Annotated in this window: 15 protein-coding genes, 1 other RNA gene and 1 pseudogene; 14 read left to right on the forward strand and 3 right to left on the reverse strand. The window is 33.9% G+C overall.

The window, feature by feature from the left end; translation table 11 throughout:
- Positions 1-28 precede the first annotated feature (28 nt).
- From gap to ssrA, 11 genes are all read left to right on the forward strand, one after another.
- A complete protein-coding gene (gap, locus tag HMPREF3267_RS09405) occupies positions 29-1,039 on the forward strand; it encodes a type I glyceraldehyde-3-phosphate dehydrogenase (protein WP_002459695.1) in 1,011 nt (336 codons plus the stop codon).
- Positions 1,040-1,171: 132 nt separating this feature from the next.
- A complete protein-coding gene (gene pgk / locus HMPREF3267_RS09410; protein ID WP_002459694.1) occupies positions 1,172-2,362 on the forward strand; it encodes a phosphoglycerate kinase in 1,191 nt (396 codons plus the stop codon).
- 125 nt (positions 2,363-2,487) lie between these two features.
- The gene (tpiA, locus tag HMPREF3267_RS09415; protein ID WP_002459693.1) at positions 2,488-3,249 is read left to right on the forward strand and encodes a triose-phosphate isomerase; all 762 of its coding nucleotides are present in this window, start codon (positions 2,488-2,490) and stop codon (positions 3,247-3,249) included.
- A gap of 2 nt (positions 3,250-3,251) precedes the next feature.
- The gene (gene gpmI / locus HMPREF3267_RS09420) at positions 3,252-4,772 is read left to right on the forward strand and encodes a 2,3-bisphosphoglycerate-independent phosphoglycerate mutase (protein ID WP_002492744.1); all 1,521 of its coding nucleotides are present in this window, start codon (positions 3,252-3,254) and stop codon (positions 4,770-4,772) included.
- Positions 4,773-4,907: 135 nt separating this feature from the next.
- Positions 4,908-6,221 carry a surface-displayed alpha-enolase gene (eno, locus tag HMPREF3267_RS09425; protein ID WP_002459691.1) on the forward strand — a complete coding sequence of 438 codons (1,314 nt, stop codon included), beginning with the start codon at positions 4,908-4,910 and terminating at the stop codon, positions 6,219-6,221.
- A gap of 290 nt (positions 6,222-6,511) precedes the next feature.
- Positions 6,512-6,973, forward strand: coding sequence for a hypothetical protein (locus HMPREF3267_RS09430; RefSeq protein ID WP_062078679.1), 462 nt, complete (start codon positions 6,512-6,514; stop codon positions 6,971-6,973).
- Positions 6,974-7,042: 69 nt separating this feature from the next.
- Positions 7,043-7,276, forward strand: coding sequence for a preprotein translocase subunit SecG (secG, locus tag HMPREF3267_RS09435; RefSeq protein WP_002459689.1), 234 nt, complete (start codon positions 7,043-7,045; stop codon positions 7,274-7,276).
- Between the two features lie 146 nt (positions 7,277-7,422).
- The gene (locus tag HMPREF3267_RS09440; protein ID WP_002479324.1) at positions 7,423-8,163 is read left to right on the forward strand and encodes an alpha/beta hydrolase; all 741 of its coding nucleotides are present in this window, start codon (positions 7,423-7,425) and stop codon (positions 8,161-8,163) included.
- 40 nt (positions 8,164-8,203) lie between these two features.
- A complete protein-coding gene (gene rnr, locus HMPREF3267_RS09445; protein WP_062078681.1) occupies positions 8,204-10,579 on the forward strand; it encodes a ribonuclease R in 2,376 nt (791 codons plus the stop codon).
- Between the two features lie 21 nt (positions 10,580-10,600).
- Positions 10,601-11,065, forward strand: coding sequence for an SsrA-binding protein SmpB (smpB, locus tag HMPREF3267_RS09450; protein WP_062078683.1), 465 nt, complete (start codon positions 10,601-10,603; stop codon positions 11,063-11,065).
- A 65-nt stretch (positions 11,066-11,130) separates the two neighbouring features.
- Positions 11,131-11,492: a transfer-messenger RNA gene (gene ssrA / locus HMPREF3267_RS09455) on the forward strand.
- 78 nt (positions 11,493-11,570) lie between these two features.
- Here the strand turns inward: ssrA and HMPREF3267_RS09460 are convergent.
- Positions 11,571-11,801: a hypothetical protein gene (locus HMPREF3267_RS09460; protein ID WP_062078685.1), complete on the reverse strand. Its 231-nt coding sequence runs from the start codon at positions 11,799-11,801 to the stop codon at positions 11,571-11,573.
- Positions 11,788-12,072 (reverse strand): annotated as a pseudogene (locus HMPREF3267_RS09465) (tyrosine-type recombinase/integrase); the annotation flags it as partial. The gene HMPREF3267_RS09460 and the pseudogene HMPREF3267_RS09465, both read right to left, overlap by 14 nt.
- 412 nt (positions 12,073-12,484) lie before the next feature.
- Between HMPREF3267_RS09465 and HMPREF3267_RS09470 the strand changes: the two are divergent.
- The gene (locus tag HMPREF3267_RS09470) at positions 12,485-12,871 is read left to right on the forward strand and encodes a DUF1433 domain-containing protein (protein ID WP_172952954.1); all 387 of its coding nucleotides are present in this window, start codon (positions 12,485-12,487) and stop codon (positions 12,869-12,871) included.
- 551 nt (positions 12,872-13,422) lie between these two features.
- Here the strand turns inward: HMPREF3267_RS09470 and HMPREF3267_RS09475 are convergent.
- Entirely contained in the window at positions 13,423-13,932 is a 510-nt protein-coding gene (locus HMPREF3267_RS09475) for a YagU family protein (RefSeq protein WP_062078691.1), read from the reverse strand.
- A 607-nt stretch (positions 13,933-14,539) separates the two neighbouring features.
- Between HMPREF3267_RS09475 and HMPREF3267_RS09480 the strand changes: the two genes are divergently transcribed.
- Together HMPREF3267_RS09480 and HMPREF3267_RS09485 are read left to right on the forward strand one after the other, a co-directional pair.
- The gene (locus HMPREF3267_RS09480) at positions 14,540-15,058 is read left to right on the forward strand and encodes a MarR family winged helix-turn-helix transcriptional regulator (protein ID WP_002492753.1); all 519 of its coding nucleotides are present in this window, start codon (positions 14,540-14,542) and stop codon (positions 15,056-15,058) included.
- A complete protein-coding gene (locus tag HMPREF3267_RS09485) occupies positions 15,051-15,410 on the forward strand; it encodes a rhodanese-like domain-containing protein (RefSeq protein ID WP_002479319.1) in 360 nt (119 codons plus the stop codon). The genes HMPREF3267_RS09480 and HMPREF3267_RS09485 overlap by 8 nt, the downstream gene beginning before the upstream one ends.
- Positions 15,411-15,850 lie beyond the last annotated feature (440 nt).

A 15,850-nucleotide genomic window follows, 5' to 3' on the forward strand; every position in this document is an offset into this window, starting at 1 on the left:
AATATCATTTTAAAGGAGGCCATTATTTATGGCAGTTAAAGTAGCAATCAATGGATTTGGTAGAATCGGTCGTTTAGCATTTAGAAGAATTCAAGACGTAGAAGGCATCGAGGTAGTAGCAGTAAACGACTTAACAGATGATGATATGTTAGCGCATTTATTAAAATATGACACTATGCAAGGTCGCTTCACTAGCGAAGTTGAAGTTGTTGATGGTGGTTTCCGTGTAAATGGTAAAGAAGTTAAATCATTTGAAGAACCAGACGCAAGCAAATTACCATGGGGTGACCTAGGTGTTGACGTGGTATTAGAATGTACTGGATTCTATACAGATAAAGAAAAAGCAGAAGCACACATTCATGCAGGTGCTAAAAAAGTATTAATCTCTGCGCCAGCTAAAGGTGACGTTAAAACTATCGTTTACAACACTAACCATAGTGACTTAGACGGTTCAGAAACAGTTGTATCAGGTGCTTCATGTACAACTAACTCTTTAGCACCAGTAGCTAAAGTAATCAGCGATGAATTTGGTTTAGTAGAAGGTTTAATGACAACTATCCATGCATACACTGGTGACCAAATGACTCAAGATGGCCCACACAGAAAAGGTGACAAACGTCGTGCTCGTGCAGCTGCACAAAACATCGTACCTAACTCAACTGGTGCTGCTAAAGCAATCGGTAAAGTTATTCCTGAAATCGATGGTAAATTAGACGGTGGTGCGCAACGTGTACCTGTAGCTACAGGTTCATTAACTGAATTAACTGTAGTATTAGAAAAACAAGATGTAACAGTAGAACAAGTAAACGAAGCGATGAAAAAAGCTTCTAACGAATCATTCGGTTACAATGAAGATGAAATTGTTTCTTCTGACGTAGTTGGTATGACTTACGGTTCATTATTTGATGCAACACAAACTCGTGTAATGTCAGTTGGTGGCCGTCAATTAGTTAAAGTTGCAGCTTGGTATGACAATGAAATGTCTTATACTGCACAATTAGTACGTACTTTAGAATATTTAGCTCAATTATCTAAATAATTTGTAGCATAGTTATTTGACGAGTGCTCTGTACTGATAAATAATAAAGATAAGCTTATGAGTAAGCGGGGAGCACAAACGCTTCTCCGCTTATTTTTATATGAGTGTTCCTAGTAAAAGGAGGAAATTATAATGGCAAAGAAAATTGTTTCTGATTTAGATTTAAAAGGTAAAACAGTTCTAGAACGCGCAGACTTTAACGTTCCACTTAAAGATGGAAAAATTACAAACGACAACCGAATTGTTCAAGCTTTACCGACAATTAAATACATCATTGAGCAAGGTGGCAAATTAGTTTTATTCTCTCATTTAGGAAAAGTAAAACAAGAGAGTGATAAAGCTGGATTAACATTAAAACCCGTTGCCGAAGCTTTATCAGAAAAATTGGGACAAGAAGTTATATTTGTACCTGAAACTCGCGGTGAAAAATTAGAATCAGCTATTAAAAATTTAAAAGAAGGCGACGTATTATTAGTAGAAAATACGCGTTTTGAAGACTTAGATGGCAAAAAAGAATCTAAGAACGATCCTGAATTAGGTAAATATTGGGCTTCATTAGGAGATGTATTCGTAAATGATGCATTCGGTACAGCACACCGTGAGCATGCTTCAAATGTAGGAATTTCTACTCACTTAGAAACAGCAGCAGGTTATTTAATGGAAAAAGAAATTAAATTCATTGGTGGCGTTGTAAATGACCCTCATAAACCTGTTGTAGCCATTCTTGGTGGTGCTAAAGTTTCAGATAAAATCGGTGTTATTAAAAACTTAGTCAACATTGCTGATAAAATTCTTATCGGTGGTGGTATGGCATATACATTTATTAAAGCGCAAGGTCACGAAATAGGAAAATCATTATTAGAAGAAGATAAAATTGATTTCGCCAAAGAATTATTGGCGTCTAATGGAGATCAAATTATTTTACCAGTTGATGCAAAGGTAGCTGCAGAATTCTCTAATGATGCAGCAATTACTGAAGTAGCTATTGATCAAATTCCAGCTGACCAGGAAGCATTAGATGTTGGACCAAAAACGGTTGAATTGTTCAACAAAGAATTACAAGGTGCACATACAGTAGTTTGGAATGGACCAATGGGTGTCTTCGAATTCAGTAATTTTGCTCAAGGTACCATTGGCGTTTGTAAATCAATTGCAGCATTAGACGATGCCATTACAATTATTGGTGGTGGAGATTCAGCTGCAGCTGCAATTTCATTAGGATTTGCTGATGACTTTACACATATCTCTACTGGTGGCGGTGCTTCATTAGAATATCTTGAAGGTAAAGAACTACCAGGTATCAAAGCAATTAATAATAAATAAAATTGTCGTCAGAAATTGATTTATTGGCTAACATATAAAGTGCGGTGGCTTATTCCATGTACTGAGTTATTAGTTTAAGTCATGCGCCTTTAACCTTTAGAATTTAAACAATAGGAGTGTTATTAATGAGAAAACCAATTATTGCTGGCAACTGGAAAATGAATAAAACAGTTCAAGAAGCAAAAGATTTTGTAAATAATTTGCCAACTTTACCAGATGAAAAAGAAGTAGAGTCAGTAATCTGTGCACCAACAATTCAACTTGATGCTTTGATTACGTTAGTAAAAGAAGGTAAAGCAACAGGCCTTAAAATCGGTGCTCAAAATACTTATTTTGAGGATAATGGTGCTTATACAGGTGAAACATCTCCTGTAGCATTAGCTGATTTAGGCGTTAAATACGTGGTTATCGGACACTCTGAACGTCGTGAATTATTCCATGAAACAGATGAAGATGTAAATAAAAAAGCACATGCAGTCTTTAACCATCACATGACACCAATTATTTGTGTAGGTGAAACGGATGAAGAACGTGAAAATGGCAAAGCAAACGATATTGTAAGTAATCAAGTTAAAAAAGCTGTTGCTGGCTTAACTGATGCACAACTTAAAGAAGTTGTAATTGCTTATGAACCAATTTGGGCAATTGGTACTGGTAAATCTGCAACATCTGATGATGCGAATGAAATGTGTGCACAAGTACGACGCACATTAGCTGAAGTTTCTAGCCAAGATGTAGCAGACGCAACACGCATTCAATACGGTGGTAGCGTTAAACCAAACAACGTAAAAGAATACATGGCACAACCAGATATTGATGGCGCTTTAGTCGGTGGCGCATCTCTTAAAGTGGAAGATTTCGTTCAATTGTTAGAAGGTGCAAAATAATAATGGCGAAACAACCTACTGCATTAATTATTTTAGATGGCTTTGCAAATCGTGAGGAAGAACACGGTAATGCTGTTAAGCAAGCCAACAAACCTAATTTCGATAGATATTATAATAAGTATCCTACAACGCAAATTGAAGCAAGTGGTCTAGATGTAGGTTTACCTCCAGGCCAAATGGGTAATTCCGAAGTCGGGCATATGAATATTGGTGCAGGAAGAATCGTGTATCAAAGTTTAACGCGTATTAATAAAGCGATTGAAGAAGGAGACTTCTTTGATAATGATGTCTTGAACAATGCGATTCAACATGTCAAAGATCATCAATCTACTTTACATGTTTTTGGCTTGCTCTCTGATGGCGGTGTGCATAGTCACTATAAACACCTATTTGCATTATTAGAGTTAGCAAAACAACGTGGCATAGACAAAGTTTATGTCCATGCGTTCTTAGATGGTCGTGACGTAGATCAAAAATCAGCATTAAAATATATTGCTGAAACCGAAGATAAATTTAAAGAACTAGGTATTGGACAGTTCGCCTCTGTTTCAGGTCGCTATTATGCTATGGATAGAGACAAACGTTGGGATCGTGAGCAAAAAGCATATAACGCAATACGTGCTTTTGAAGGACCCCAATTTGCTTCAGCCGAAGAAGGTGTAGAAGCTAACTATGCTAAAGATTTAACCGATGAATTTGTAGAACCATTTATTATTGAAGGTCAAAATGAAGGAGTCAATGATGGCGATGCGGTAATTTTCTTTAACTTCCGTCCAGACCGTGCAGCTCAATTATCAGAAATATTTACAAACAAAGCTTTTGGTGGCTTTAAAGTAGAACAAGTCAAAGATTTATTCTATGCCACATTCACGAAATATAATGATCACATTGATGCTGAAATTGTCTTTGAAAAGGTTGATTTAACTAATACAATTGGTCAAGTAGCTCAAGATAACCAATTAAAGCAATTGCGTATTGCCGAAACAGAAAAGTATCCACACGTCACTTATTTCATGAGTGGTGGTAGAAATGAAGAATTTGAAGGTGAACGTCGTCGTTTAATCGATTCTCCAAAAGTAGCAACATATGACTTGAAACCTGAAATGAGTGCTTATGAAGTTAAAGATGCTTTACTTGAAGAGTTGGATAAAGGCGATTTAGATTTAATTATCTTAAACTTTGCTAATCCCGATATGGTTGGACATAGTGGTATGTTAGCGCCAACAATCAAAGCAATTGAAGCGGTAGATGATTGTTTAGGTGAAGTCGTTGATAAAATCTTAGAAATGAACGGCTATGCCATTATTACAGCTGATCATGGTAACTCAGATGAAGTATTAACGGATGATGATCAACCGATGACGACACATACCACAAACCCAGTTCCAGTAATCGTCACTAAAGAAGGCGTAGAATTACGGAAAACTGGCCGTCTTGGTGATTTAGCGCCAACATTGTTAGATTTATTGAATGTAACGCAACCAGAAGAAATGACAGGCGAATCACTCATTAAACATGACTAAAAACATTGTTTAATGGTGAAATCATTGATGCGCAATGATGACATGCAGCTTGTCTGCTAATATATGAAATTATTTTATTAATTATTCAAATCAAGCTATAATAGCTTTAGATTAAAGTAAAAGGAGTTTTTGAACATGCCAATTATTACAGATGTTTATGCTCGCGAAGTCTTAGACTCACGTGGTAACCCAACAGTTGAAGTTGAAGTATTAACTGAAAGCGGCGCGTTTGGCCGTGCATTAGTGCCATCAGGTGCTTCTACTGGTGAACACGAAGCCGTTGAATTACGTGATGGTGATAAATCACGTTATGGTGGTAAAGGTGTTACTAAAGCTGTTGAAAATGTTAACGAAATTATCGCACCAGAAATCATTGAAGGTGAATTTTCAGTATTAGATCAAGTATCTATCGATAAAATGATGATTCAATTAGATGGTACGCCAAACAAAGGTAAATTAGGTGCAAACGCAATTTTAGGTGTTTCTATCGCTGTTGCACGTGCAGCTGCTGAATTATTAGGTCAACCTTTATATAAATATTTAGGTGGATTTAATGGTAAACAATTACCAGTTCCAATGATGAACATCGTTAATGGTGGTTCTCACTCTGATGCACCAATCGCATTCCAAGAATTTATGATTTTACCAGTAGGTGCTGAATCATTTAAAGAAGCGTTACGTTGGGGCGCAGAAATCTTCCACAACTTAAAATCAATCTTAAGCGAACGTGGTTTAGAAACTGCTGTTGGTGATGAAGGTGGATTTGCACCTAAATTTGACGGTACTGAAGATGCTGTTGAAACAATTATTAAAGCCATCGAAAAAGCAGGTTACAAACCAGGCGAAGATGTATTCTTAGGATTTGACTGTGCATCATCAGAATTCTATGAAAATGGTGTATATGATTACACTAAATTCGAAGGTGAACATGGTGCTAAACGTAGCGCAGCTGAGCAAGTTGACTACTTAGAAGAATTAATTGGTAAATACCCTATCATTACGATTGAAGATGGTATGGATGAAAATGACTGGGAAGGTTGGAAACAATTAACTGACCGCATTGGTGATAAAGTACAATTAGTTGGTGACGACCTATTTGTTACAAACACTGAAATCCTTTCTAGAGGTATTGAAGAAGGAATTGGTAACTCTATCTTAATTAAAGTTAACCAAATCGGTACATTAACAGAAACATTTGATGCGATTGAAATGGCACAAAAAGCAGGCTACACTGCAGTTGTATCACACCGTTCTGGTGAAACAGAAGATACTACAATTGCTGACATCGCAGTAGCTACAAATGCTGGTCAAATTAAAACAGGTTCATTATCTAGAACTGACCGCATTGCTAAATACAACCAATTATTACGCATTGAAGATGAATTATATGAAACTGCAAAATTTGATGGTTTAAAATCATTCTACAATTTAGACGTTTCAAAAAAATAATTATCAAAAAATGCAATAAAAGTTCACGCTAATAATTATGAGTCTGGAACATCATTTTTGTTCCAGGCTCATAACTATATATTGGCAGTAATTGACTGGATTGAAAATGCGCTGATACCAAGCTTTTTCAATCCTTTTCAACCTTGCTGGAGCAGGACTACGAATTCATAATGAAGGATATCTCGCTTTCTATCCTGTTCTATTTTTTATATAAAAAGCTGGAACGGTAATGTTATCATAGTAGTGAAACTGATATAATAAGATTTGAATTGATTAAAAGGAGTTACATGATGGAAAAACAAACTCAAGTAAGAGAAAAGCGGACAGGCAACTTAATTGCAATCAGTTCACTTGTGTTCAGCGTCTTATTAGTGTTCCATAATTTTGTCGCATTGGATATGGCTACAGCTAAAGCGCTACTTGCTTTTGCAGGTCAGAAAACATCAGATGCTGTCGCACATAATTTATTAAATGGCTTTAGATATACGGGGATTATGTATATTTTAGCTTATTTAGCAGGTGTAATTGCATTTTGGAATAGACATATGTACTTATGGTGGTTTATGTTTGCCGTTTTCGTGTCAAATGCCATTTTTACCTTAATCAATATTTCACTAGTGATAAAAGGCATCACTACAGCACATTCATTCATGTATGCATTACCAATTCTTATAGTAATTATTGGTTCTTTAGCACTAGCATTGTATATGCTCGTTATCTCGATTAAACGTAAAAGTACATTTAATCGTTAGTAGATTTGATATAAACAAGCGTTCTGTGATATAATTCAGTTCGTATATAATGAATGGAGGATAATTTTCATGCATACATTTTTAATCGCACTATTAATCATTGATTGTATTGCATTAGTAACTGTTGTATTACTCCAAGAAGGTAAAAGTAATGGACTTTCAGGTGCTATTAGTGGTGGCGCAGAACAGTTATTTGGTAAGCAAAAACAACGTGGCATCGATTTATTTTTGCATAGATTAACAATTATTTTAGCAATCATATTCTTTATCATATTGATTGGCATAAGTTATTTCCAATTATAAGGTCCGACGATATAAATGTCGGGCTTTTTTAATTATAATAAGTGTATGTGACTGTTAAAGTACACAATAAATAGGAAAATAATGTCGCCTTTAAAGACATGTAATAATATAAAATAGTTATGTTTAGAAATAGGAGAGATGTTGTTATGCAAATTAAACTACCCCAACCATTCTTTTTTGAAGAAGGCCCTCGTGCTGTCTTACTGCTTCATGGTTTCACAGGAAATTCTTCAGATGTAAGACAACTAGGGCGTTATTTACAGAAAAAGGGAATTACCTCTTACGCGCCTCAATATGAAGGTCATGCGGCGCCGCCAGAAGAAATTTTAAAATCAAGCCCACATGTCTGGTTTAAAGATGCATTAGATGGTTATGATTTTCTTAAAGAAAAAGGCTATGACGATATTGTCGTTGCTGGATTATCTCTAGGCGGTGTTTTTGCACTAAAATTAAGCTTAAATCGAGATGTAAAGGGTATTGTAACGATGTGTGCTCCTATGGAAGGTAAGACTGAAGGAACAATATACGATGGTTTCCTTGAATATGCACGCAACTTCAAAAAATATGAAGGAAAAGATCAAGCAACGATTGATCAAGAAATGGAAAACTTTCACCCAACTGAGACATTAAAAGAGCTAAGTGCGACATTAAGTGAAGTTCGAGATGTTGTCGAAGAGGTGCTGGATCCCATTTTGGTTATACAAGCAGAACATGATGAGATGATTGATCCTCAATCAGCCAATTATATATATGACCATGTTGATTCAGAACAAAAAGACATTAAATGGTATGCCAATTCAGGTCACGTCATTACGATTGATAAAGAAAAAGAACAAGTTTTTGATGACATTAATGACTTTTTAAATACGTTAGAATGGTCAGAGTAAGGAATAAACAATAGAAATGAATATAGAAAGGAGGGGCATGATGAATTTAAAGCAATCCATTGAAGCAATCGTTAAGCAACCAGATTACGAACCGATGTCTGTGTCAGATTTCCAAGATGCTTTAGGTCTTAATAGTGCCGACTCATTTAGAGATTTAATAAAGGTGCTTGTTGAACTAGAACAATCGGGGTTAGTTGAACGTACAAAAACAGATAGATATCAGCGAAAACAAGGAAAGTCATTAGGCTCAAAATTGATTAAAGGAACATTGAGTCAAAACAAAAAAGGATTTGGCTTTCTTCGACCTGAAAATGATGATATGGAAGATATTTTTATTCCACCGACAAAAATAAACAGAGCCTTAGATGGTGATACAGTGATTGTTGAAGTAAAACAATCTAAAGGTGACCATAAAGGGAAAATTGAAGGTGAAGTGAAATCCATTGAAAAGCATTCGGTCACACAAGTTGTGGGAACATATAGTGAAGCTAGACATTTTGGTTTTGTCATTCCTGATGACAAACGAATTATGCAAGATATTTTTATACCAAAAGGGCAAAGTCTAGGTGCTATAGATGGTCATAAAGTACTCGTACAAATTACTAAGTATGCGGATGGACATGATAATCCAGAGGGACAAGTATCCGCTATACTTGGTCATAAAAATGATCCAGGCGTTGATATCTTGTCTATTATTTATCAACATGGCATAGAAATTGAATTTCCAGATGCAGTCTTGAAAGAAGCAGAAGCTGTTCCAGATGAGATTTCTCCATCTGAAATTGAAGGTCGTACAGATTTACGTGATGAATTAACGATTACGATTGATGGTGCAGATGCAAAAGATCTTGACGATGCCATTAGTGTTAAAGCATTAAAAAATGGAAACACCGAACTTACCGTTAGCATTGCAGATGTCAGCTACTACGTTACTGAAGATTCTCAGCTAGATAAGGAAGCTTACAATCGTGGGACAAGTGTCTATTTAGTTGACCGCGTCATACCTATGATTCCACACCGTTTAAGTAACGGTATTTGTTCATTAAATCCAGACGTTGACCGATTGACATTAAGCTGCCGTATGGAAATTAATGCACGTGGTGAAGTCGTTAATCATGACATCTTTGATAGTGTGATACATTCAGACTATCGCATGACATATGATGCTGTAAATCAGATTATTACTGAAAAAGACCCAGAAGTCCGTCAACAATATGAAGCCCTCACACCTATGCTCGATTTAGCGCAAGACTTATCACAACGCTTGATTCAAATGCGTCGTCGTCGAGGAGAAATCGACTTTGACATCAGCGAAGCGAAAGTATTAGTGAATAGTGAAGGCATTCCAACAGATGTCGTCACACGACAACGCGGTGATGGTGAACGGCTAATAGAATCGTTTATGTTGGCAGCCAATGAAACCGTAGCAGAGCATTTTAGTAACTTAGACGTACCATTTATCTATCGTGTACACGAACAGCCAAAATCCGAAAGACTAAGACAGTTTTTTGACTTTATAACGAACTTTGGCATAATGATAAAAGGTACAGGTGAAGATATTCATCCAGCTACACTACAATCTATCCAAGCAGAAGTAGAAGGACGACCAGAACAAATGGTCATCTCAACAATGATGTTACGTTCAATGCAACAAGCGCATTACGACGATGTAAACCTTGGACACTTTGGCTTATCGGCAGAATATTATACACACTTTACTTCACCAATACGTCGGTATCCAGATTTAACCGTCCATCGCTTGATTCGCAAATATTTAATTGAGCATAGCATGGACAGTAGGACACAACACTATTGGGCAGAAAAATTACCAGAAATTGCTGAACACACATCTCAACGTGAGCGTCGTGCGATAGATGCAGAACGTGATACCGATGAGCTTAAAAAAGCAGAGTATATGATTCAACATATTGGTGATCAATTCGAAGGTATTATTAGTTCTGTAGCCAACTTTGGCATGTTTGTCGAATTACCAAATACAATTGAAGGCATGGTCCATATTTCCAATATGACAGACGATTATTATCATTTTGAAGAACGTCAAATGGCATTGATTGGTGAGCGCTTAGCAAAAGTATTTAGAATTGGAGATACCGTCAAAGTTAAAGTGTCCCACGTAGATGTAGACGAACGCATGATAGACTTCCAAATTGTCGGTATGCCAATATCTCAAAGTAGTAGTCAACGTCCAGCGAGAGGTAAAACCATTCAAGCTAAAACACGCGGCAAAGCTTTAGATAAATCAAAAAACGATGGGCAACGTCGCAAAAAATCTAAGAAGTCAAAACAGCGCAAAGGTAAAAATGCACGCAAAAAAGAAAAAAATGGCCAAACAAATCACAAACCATTTTACAAAGATAAAAGTGTGAAGAAAAAGTCACGAAGAAAGAAAAAATAAGCAACAAAGAGGTGATAACCAGTGGCTAAAAAGAAATCACCAGGGACATTAGCTGAAAATCGTAAAGCACGACACGACTACAACATTGAAGATACCATAGAAGCGGGCATCGTCTTACAAGGAACCGAAATAAAATCGATACGTCGTGGCAGTGCTAACTTAAAAGATAGCTATGCCCAAGTAAAACGTGGAGAAATCTATTTAAACAATATGCACATCGCACCATATGAAGAAGGAAATCGCTTTAATCATGATCCATTACGCTCTAGAAAACTCTTATTACACAAACGAGAAATTATCAAACTAGGCGAGCGTACAAGAGAAGTAGGATACTCAATCATTCCGCTTAAACTGTATTTAAAACACGGTCATTGTAAAGTACTGCTTGGCGTAGCAAGAGGTAAGAAAAAATACGATAAGCGTCAAGCGTTGAAAGAAAAAGCGATGAAATGCGATGTAGATCGTGCGATGAAAGCCCGTTATTAAGCAACGTCATTGCTTAATCGGGCTGATTTTGATATGATAATTAATGCTTGTTTATTATTCATTACGGGGACGTTCTTGGATTCGACAGGGGTCCCCCGAGCTTATTAAGCGTGTCGGAGGGTTGTCTTCGTCATCAACACATTCAGTTTATAATAACTGGCAAATCAAACAATAATTTCGCAGTAGCTGCCTAAGCGCACTCTGCATCGCCTAACAGCATTTCCTATGTGCTGTTAACGCGATTCAACCTGAATAGGATATGCTAAACACTGCCGTTTGAAGTCTGTTTAGAAGAATACCAATCAAGCTAGCACAACGTTGGTTGTCTATGACCTTTCATTGTGTGAAACTGAAATATAGACTACACACGTAGAAAGATTTGTATCAGGACCTCTGGACGCGGGTTCGAATCCCGCCGTCTCCATTATATAGCCTGCAACCACTGTGGTTGTGGGCTTTTTTGAGTGCGTCTATATTGACCCAGCGCATAAAAAAGCCCTATAAATTAGGACGTAATATTATTATAAATCGTGATTGTTTTATTTATAGCATTAATTTGTGCAACTACTTTATGAACATCGTCAAACTTGGTATAAATCTCTTTTTTATCATTATAATTAAAATACGTAAGATGTTTATTATTTGTTTTGTCGACAATAATTATATCTTTATCTAAGTTATCGCATGTTATTTCGTAATTTGATTTGTTAATAATTTTCCAGTTAAACATTATCATAATTTAGCCTCCATAAATATTTAATTATTTCTTTCTGTGTACTAGGGTACAAATGTCCGTATCTATTATATACTTCATAACAATCTGCATGACCTAAACGTTGTGCTATTATCATAATGCATGCACCATGATTGACTAACATAGAAGCATGAGAATGTCTTAAAATAGTAGATTCACTGTAGGCTTTGAAGAACGTACCAAATAATACATAATTATCTTTATAAATGTTATTTTTTTTATAACATTTTAAATAATCTTTGCTATTGTTTATCTATTTTTATATAAAAATAGTATTATCACTTTTAAGAAAATTAATTATTAATTAAAAAATTATAATTCAAATTACAAAATTTAACGGTTATTCTAAAAGAATAAATGTAAAGAAAGGGACAATTGAGATTGTGGGGATTTATTGGAATGATTATTAGTCATTTCTAGTATCAGGGATAATTACAACAATATTTTTTATTGGATTAATAGGAAATTTAATAATATAAAACTGCATGCTGAAATTATCTCAAAAGCTAGAATTGAGTGGATAAATTAATTTAGAAAGTTATCAAGTATTTGTATGAAGCGTATCAATCATTAGTTATTGGAGAAACACTTTTAAAATTTAGAAGAAAAGTTGAAAGAAATAAATTTGATACGAAATATTTAAAATTAAATAAGGATTGATTTTTTTGAATAAAAAAATATTTTTAACAGTTATTATATTAATTAGTATAATATTGATCGTAGGAGGCGTCTATTTAAAAATGAAATATGATGAACAAAAAGAAAAAGAACAAAAGTACTATAATGAACAAAAAGAAAGAATAACTTTATATATGAAATACAATGTCAAAGATTTCAAAAACATTGAATTTACAGAATTCAAAAAAAATCTAATGGATGGCTATGATATTAGCGGTTATATAAATAAAGATAAAAATTTATCTTTTAGTGTAGGTATAAGGTCTACAGAAAATTTTCAATTTAATGGAAATATATCTTATTCAGAAGAATTAGAAAATAAATTTATTAAAAATACGAAAACAGTATCACAAATAAAGAAAGAACATAGGTAGGTCAAAATTGTAACTAAGCAATATTTTAAGTGGTGTTTTTACGCTGAGATATGTTCTTTGTTGAAGTAGAGATGAATTACTACGTAAAGGTTGTGGGTTATGGTAAATATCAAGTGACTAATCGTTACGATTTATGCAAATATAAGGGAACAACTGGTTTCATGCTTTGTTTAAGTAGTTTTAAAATATAATTCTATTAGAATTTATAAAGGTGGCCCATCAATCAACTGAATTAACTTAGGTTCTATAATAAATCGAACTAGTGATTTATTATAGAACCAATTTTTATTAATGACTTTAGTCTGTTGAGCACGTAAAGCATGCGAAATAAAAAATATATTCAAAACCAAGAAATGCAAGATAAAGCACTAGGTAAATTGAATGTAAGAGAAACCTCTTTATAGGCTAGCTAAAGTGACAATCACATTTTGGATTGGAAATGAAATGAAAAAGCCAGCGCCTATAGACACTAGCCGGTATAGCGGGCTTATAGCCGCAGAACAAACCACCCGTTTGACGGGTGGTTTTGATTTTTAATAGTATGACTTAAATTAAGCATTTATTATTTTTAACTTAAAAAAATATCGTCTGACCATTTCTATAACCATCATCCAAACTACATGACCAAATAGTTCAGAAATATGTTCTGTGAGTGGTTGTTCAAAAGGACTTGGGACAACTTGCATGATAGGCATAATAACCAAGTGAAAAGCAATCCAAATTATAATTCCAAATAATGCACCATATCCCAAAGTAATCTTAGAATATTTATTAGCTAAAATAATATAAATAATTGCTATTACAATTGAAAAACTATAATGAACAATAAAGCTTACAAATGGCAATGCATGTTCAGAAAAACTATATGTAAGGTGTGTGACATTTGAAGGTATTCCCAATATCTGTAAGAGTTCTTGAGGCGGATTTGTTGCATCTCTAGCTGGTGTTCTTGGTGGGAACATAACTTCCCAACCCAATTTAACTATTCCTGACAATAAACCGGCTAAAATACCTACCCAAAGAACTTTTAACCAGTTTTGTTTCTTATTAGTATTGTCCATTTTTAACTTCTCCTTTCTATATCATTTTTATTATAGCATTATTAGAACTTTTTGAATATTTAATATACTATTTAAAGTTAATAGTCAAAATTAGTATTTTTGTGATGCTTTACTAAAAAATTAGGTAGATTAAGCATAGAAATCTAATTAATGTGTATGTTTGAATGATTATCTATTTTTATGAATAACAATGTCTAATTTTTGAAAATAGCTACTTAAACAATTCATTCTGTTAGATATAAAGAGTAGAAAAAATGGAATTTCCTTTGTTTTTAGGGGACATGAAATACTAAGTCATACATTCAGTGACGTATTTTTCTCTCACGCTTCGAAAATTGTGAAATTAGATAAATAGAATAAAGCAGACATTAATTGAGACTACAAGTATTAACCAACACTACATTTAGTAATATGGTTTAAAGAATCTGCGAAAAGAGGACTGCGTATAGACGATGAAATAGTAATAAAAAGTTTGTGGTTAAGAAAAGTGAATTTGAACCTAATCTAGACACGAACTAATTGAATGTATTTATACTTTTCAAAAATAAAAAGATGTGTTACGCTTTAAGTGGTTAGGCGCCTAACTATATTAGAAAGGGTTGTTCACGTGAACGAATTTTATTTGATAGATAGTCCGACTTATACAAAATTAGAAGGACTGAAAAAAGAATATGAAAACTTAGATATTATTTCTGTCATGTTATATCTTGAAATTAATAAAGCTTACAAAATTATGAAAAGTAAATATGACAAGTTTATAGAAGAATATGATTTGTCAGAAGCTAAGTTTTCAATTTTAATGTTGCTTTCTTATGAAGAAAATATGACTTTATCGCCATCAGATTTATCTAAGAAAATAGGTAATAAAAAATCAACAATTACAGGATTAGTTAAAGGGTTAGAAAAACAAGGCTTAATTAGAAGGGTTAATTTATCAAATGATAAACGTTCCAGTTATGTACAAATGACTGAAATTGGTTATTTAAAGTTGAAAGAGTTTTTACCTAATAATTATGACTTTGTGTCAAATATATTTAGTGATTTTGATGAACAAGAAAAAGAAACATTTTTTCATTTGATGAATAAATTAAGAAATAAAATAGAAGAGGATGGAGAAAATGAATAAAATTGAATTTTTAGAAACTTTTTTAAGCTTATATATTAATCATCATGTTGTGCTTGAAGATATGGAAAAAGGTACAAATAAATATACAGTTTTAGACGTAAGAAATGCACCTAAAGAAGTGAAAAAAGATAAAATTAAAGGTGCTTTAGAGATACCAGCTAAAGACTTAAATAATCGTTTAAACGAGTTATCTCAAGATAATATTTATGTTGTTTATGATTGGACTGGAGGAACGATTTTAGGTAAGCAAGCGTTGTTAGAATTATATCGAAATGGTTTTGAGGCTTATGAATTAGCTGGAGCATTAGAAGGATGGAAAGGTATGAGCTTACCATTAGAAGATGTAGAATAGTTAAGTTTTTATCAGTTATACTTTTAATTTATGCTATTTTTAAAGTTAAATTACCTTCATAAAAGAATAATTGAAATTTTAAGTGAATACATTAAAAAATCGTAAAGATGACCTTATACATGAGGTTATTTTATAAGGTGAAAAGTTATTGTATTTATTGATTCAATCAGTAATTGACGATGAAATAGCAACGAAAGAGATTGTGGTTAAGAATGGTGAAACTTGACTAGAAACTGGTAGGTTAAAACTCGTATACCATGAACATGTGGAATTTGTAGATGTACCTATCAATTCTAGTAGTAGATTAAAGGCTAATGATATATTAGGCCGTTATCTTAGATTAGCAATATTCAAATGCTGTAGTTCACATTTATTACAAATATTAGTTTTATAGAGAAAAGTAATAAGAGTCTGGGACATAATTATATTTTAGGCTCTGA

The sequence above is a fragment of the Staphylococcus sp. HMSC62D11 genome (assembly GCF_001839145.1).
GTDB classification, from domain to species: Bacteria; Bacillota; Bacilli; order Staphylococcales; family Staphylococcaceae; genus Staphylococcus; species Staphylococcus lugdunensis.

Excerpts from the sequence above, each read along its gene's own strand:
- HMPREF3267_RS09460 (WP_062078685.1), bottom strand. The coding sequence starts at position 11,801 with ATGATAATGTTTAACTGGAAAATTATTAACAAATCAAATTACGAAATA.
- tpiA (WP_002459693.1), top strand. The coding sequence starts at position 2,488 with ATGAGAAAACCAATTATTGCTGGCAACTGGAAAATGAATAAAACAGTT.
- eno (WP_002459691.1), top strand. The coding sequence starts at position 4,908 with ATGCCAATTATTACAGATGTTTATGCTCGCGAAGTCTTAGACTCACGT.
- pgk (WP_002459694.1), top strand. The coding sequence starts at position 1,172 with ATGGCAAAGAAAATTGTTTCTGATTTAGATTTAAAAGGTAAAACAGTT.
- rnr (WP_062078681.1), top strand. The coding sequence starts at position 8,204 with ATGAATTTAAAGCAATCCATTGAAGCAATCGTTAAGCAACCAGATTAC.
- HMPREF3267_RS09430 (WP_062078679.1), top strand. The coding sequence starts at position 6,512 with ATGGAAAAACAAACTCAAGTAAGAGAAAAGCGGACAGGCAACTTAATT.
- HMPREF3267_RS09440 (WP_002479324.1), top strand. The coding sequence starts at position 7,423 with ATGCAAATTAAACTACCCCAACCATTCTTTTTTGAAGAAGGCCCTCGT.
- secG (WP_002459689.1), top strand. The coding sequence starts at position 7,043 with ATGCATACATTTTTAATCGCACTATTAATCATTGATTGTATTGCATTA.
- gpmI (WP_002492744.1), top strand. The coding sequence starts at position 3,252 with ATGGCGAAACAACCTACTGCATTAATTATTTTAGATGGCTTTGCAAAT.
- HMPREF3267_RS09485 (WP_002479319.1), top strand. The coding sequence starts at position 15,051 with ATGAATAAAATTGAATTTTTAGAAACTTTTTTAAGCTTATATATTAAT.
- HMPREF3267_RS09475 (WP_062078691.1), bottom strand. The coding sequence starts at position 13,932 with ATGGACAATACTAATAAGAAACAAAACTGGTTAAAAGTTCTTTGGGTA.
- gap (WP_002459695.1), top strand. The coding sequence starts at position 29 with ATGGCAGTTAAAGTAGCAATCAATGGATTTGGTAGAATCGGTCGTTTA.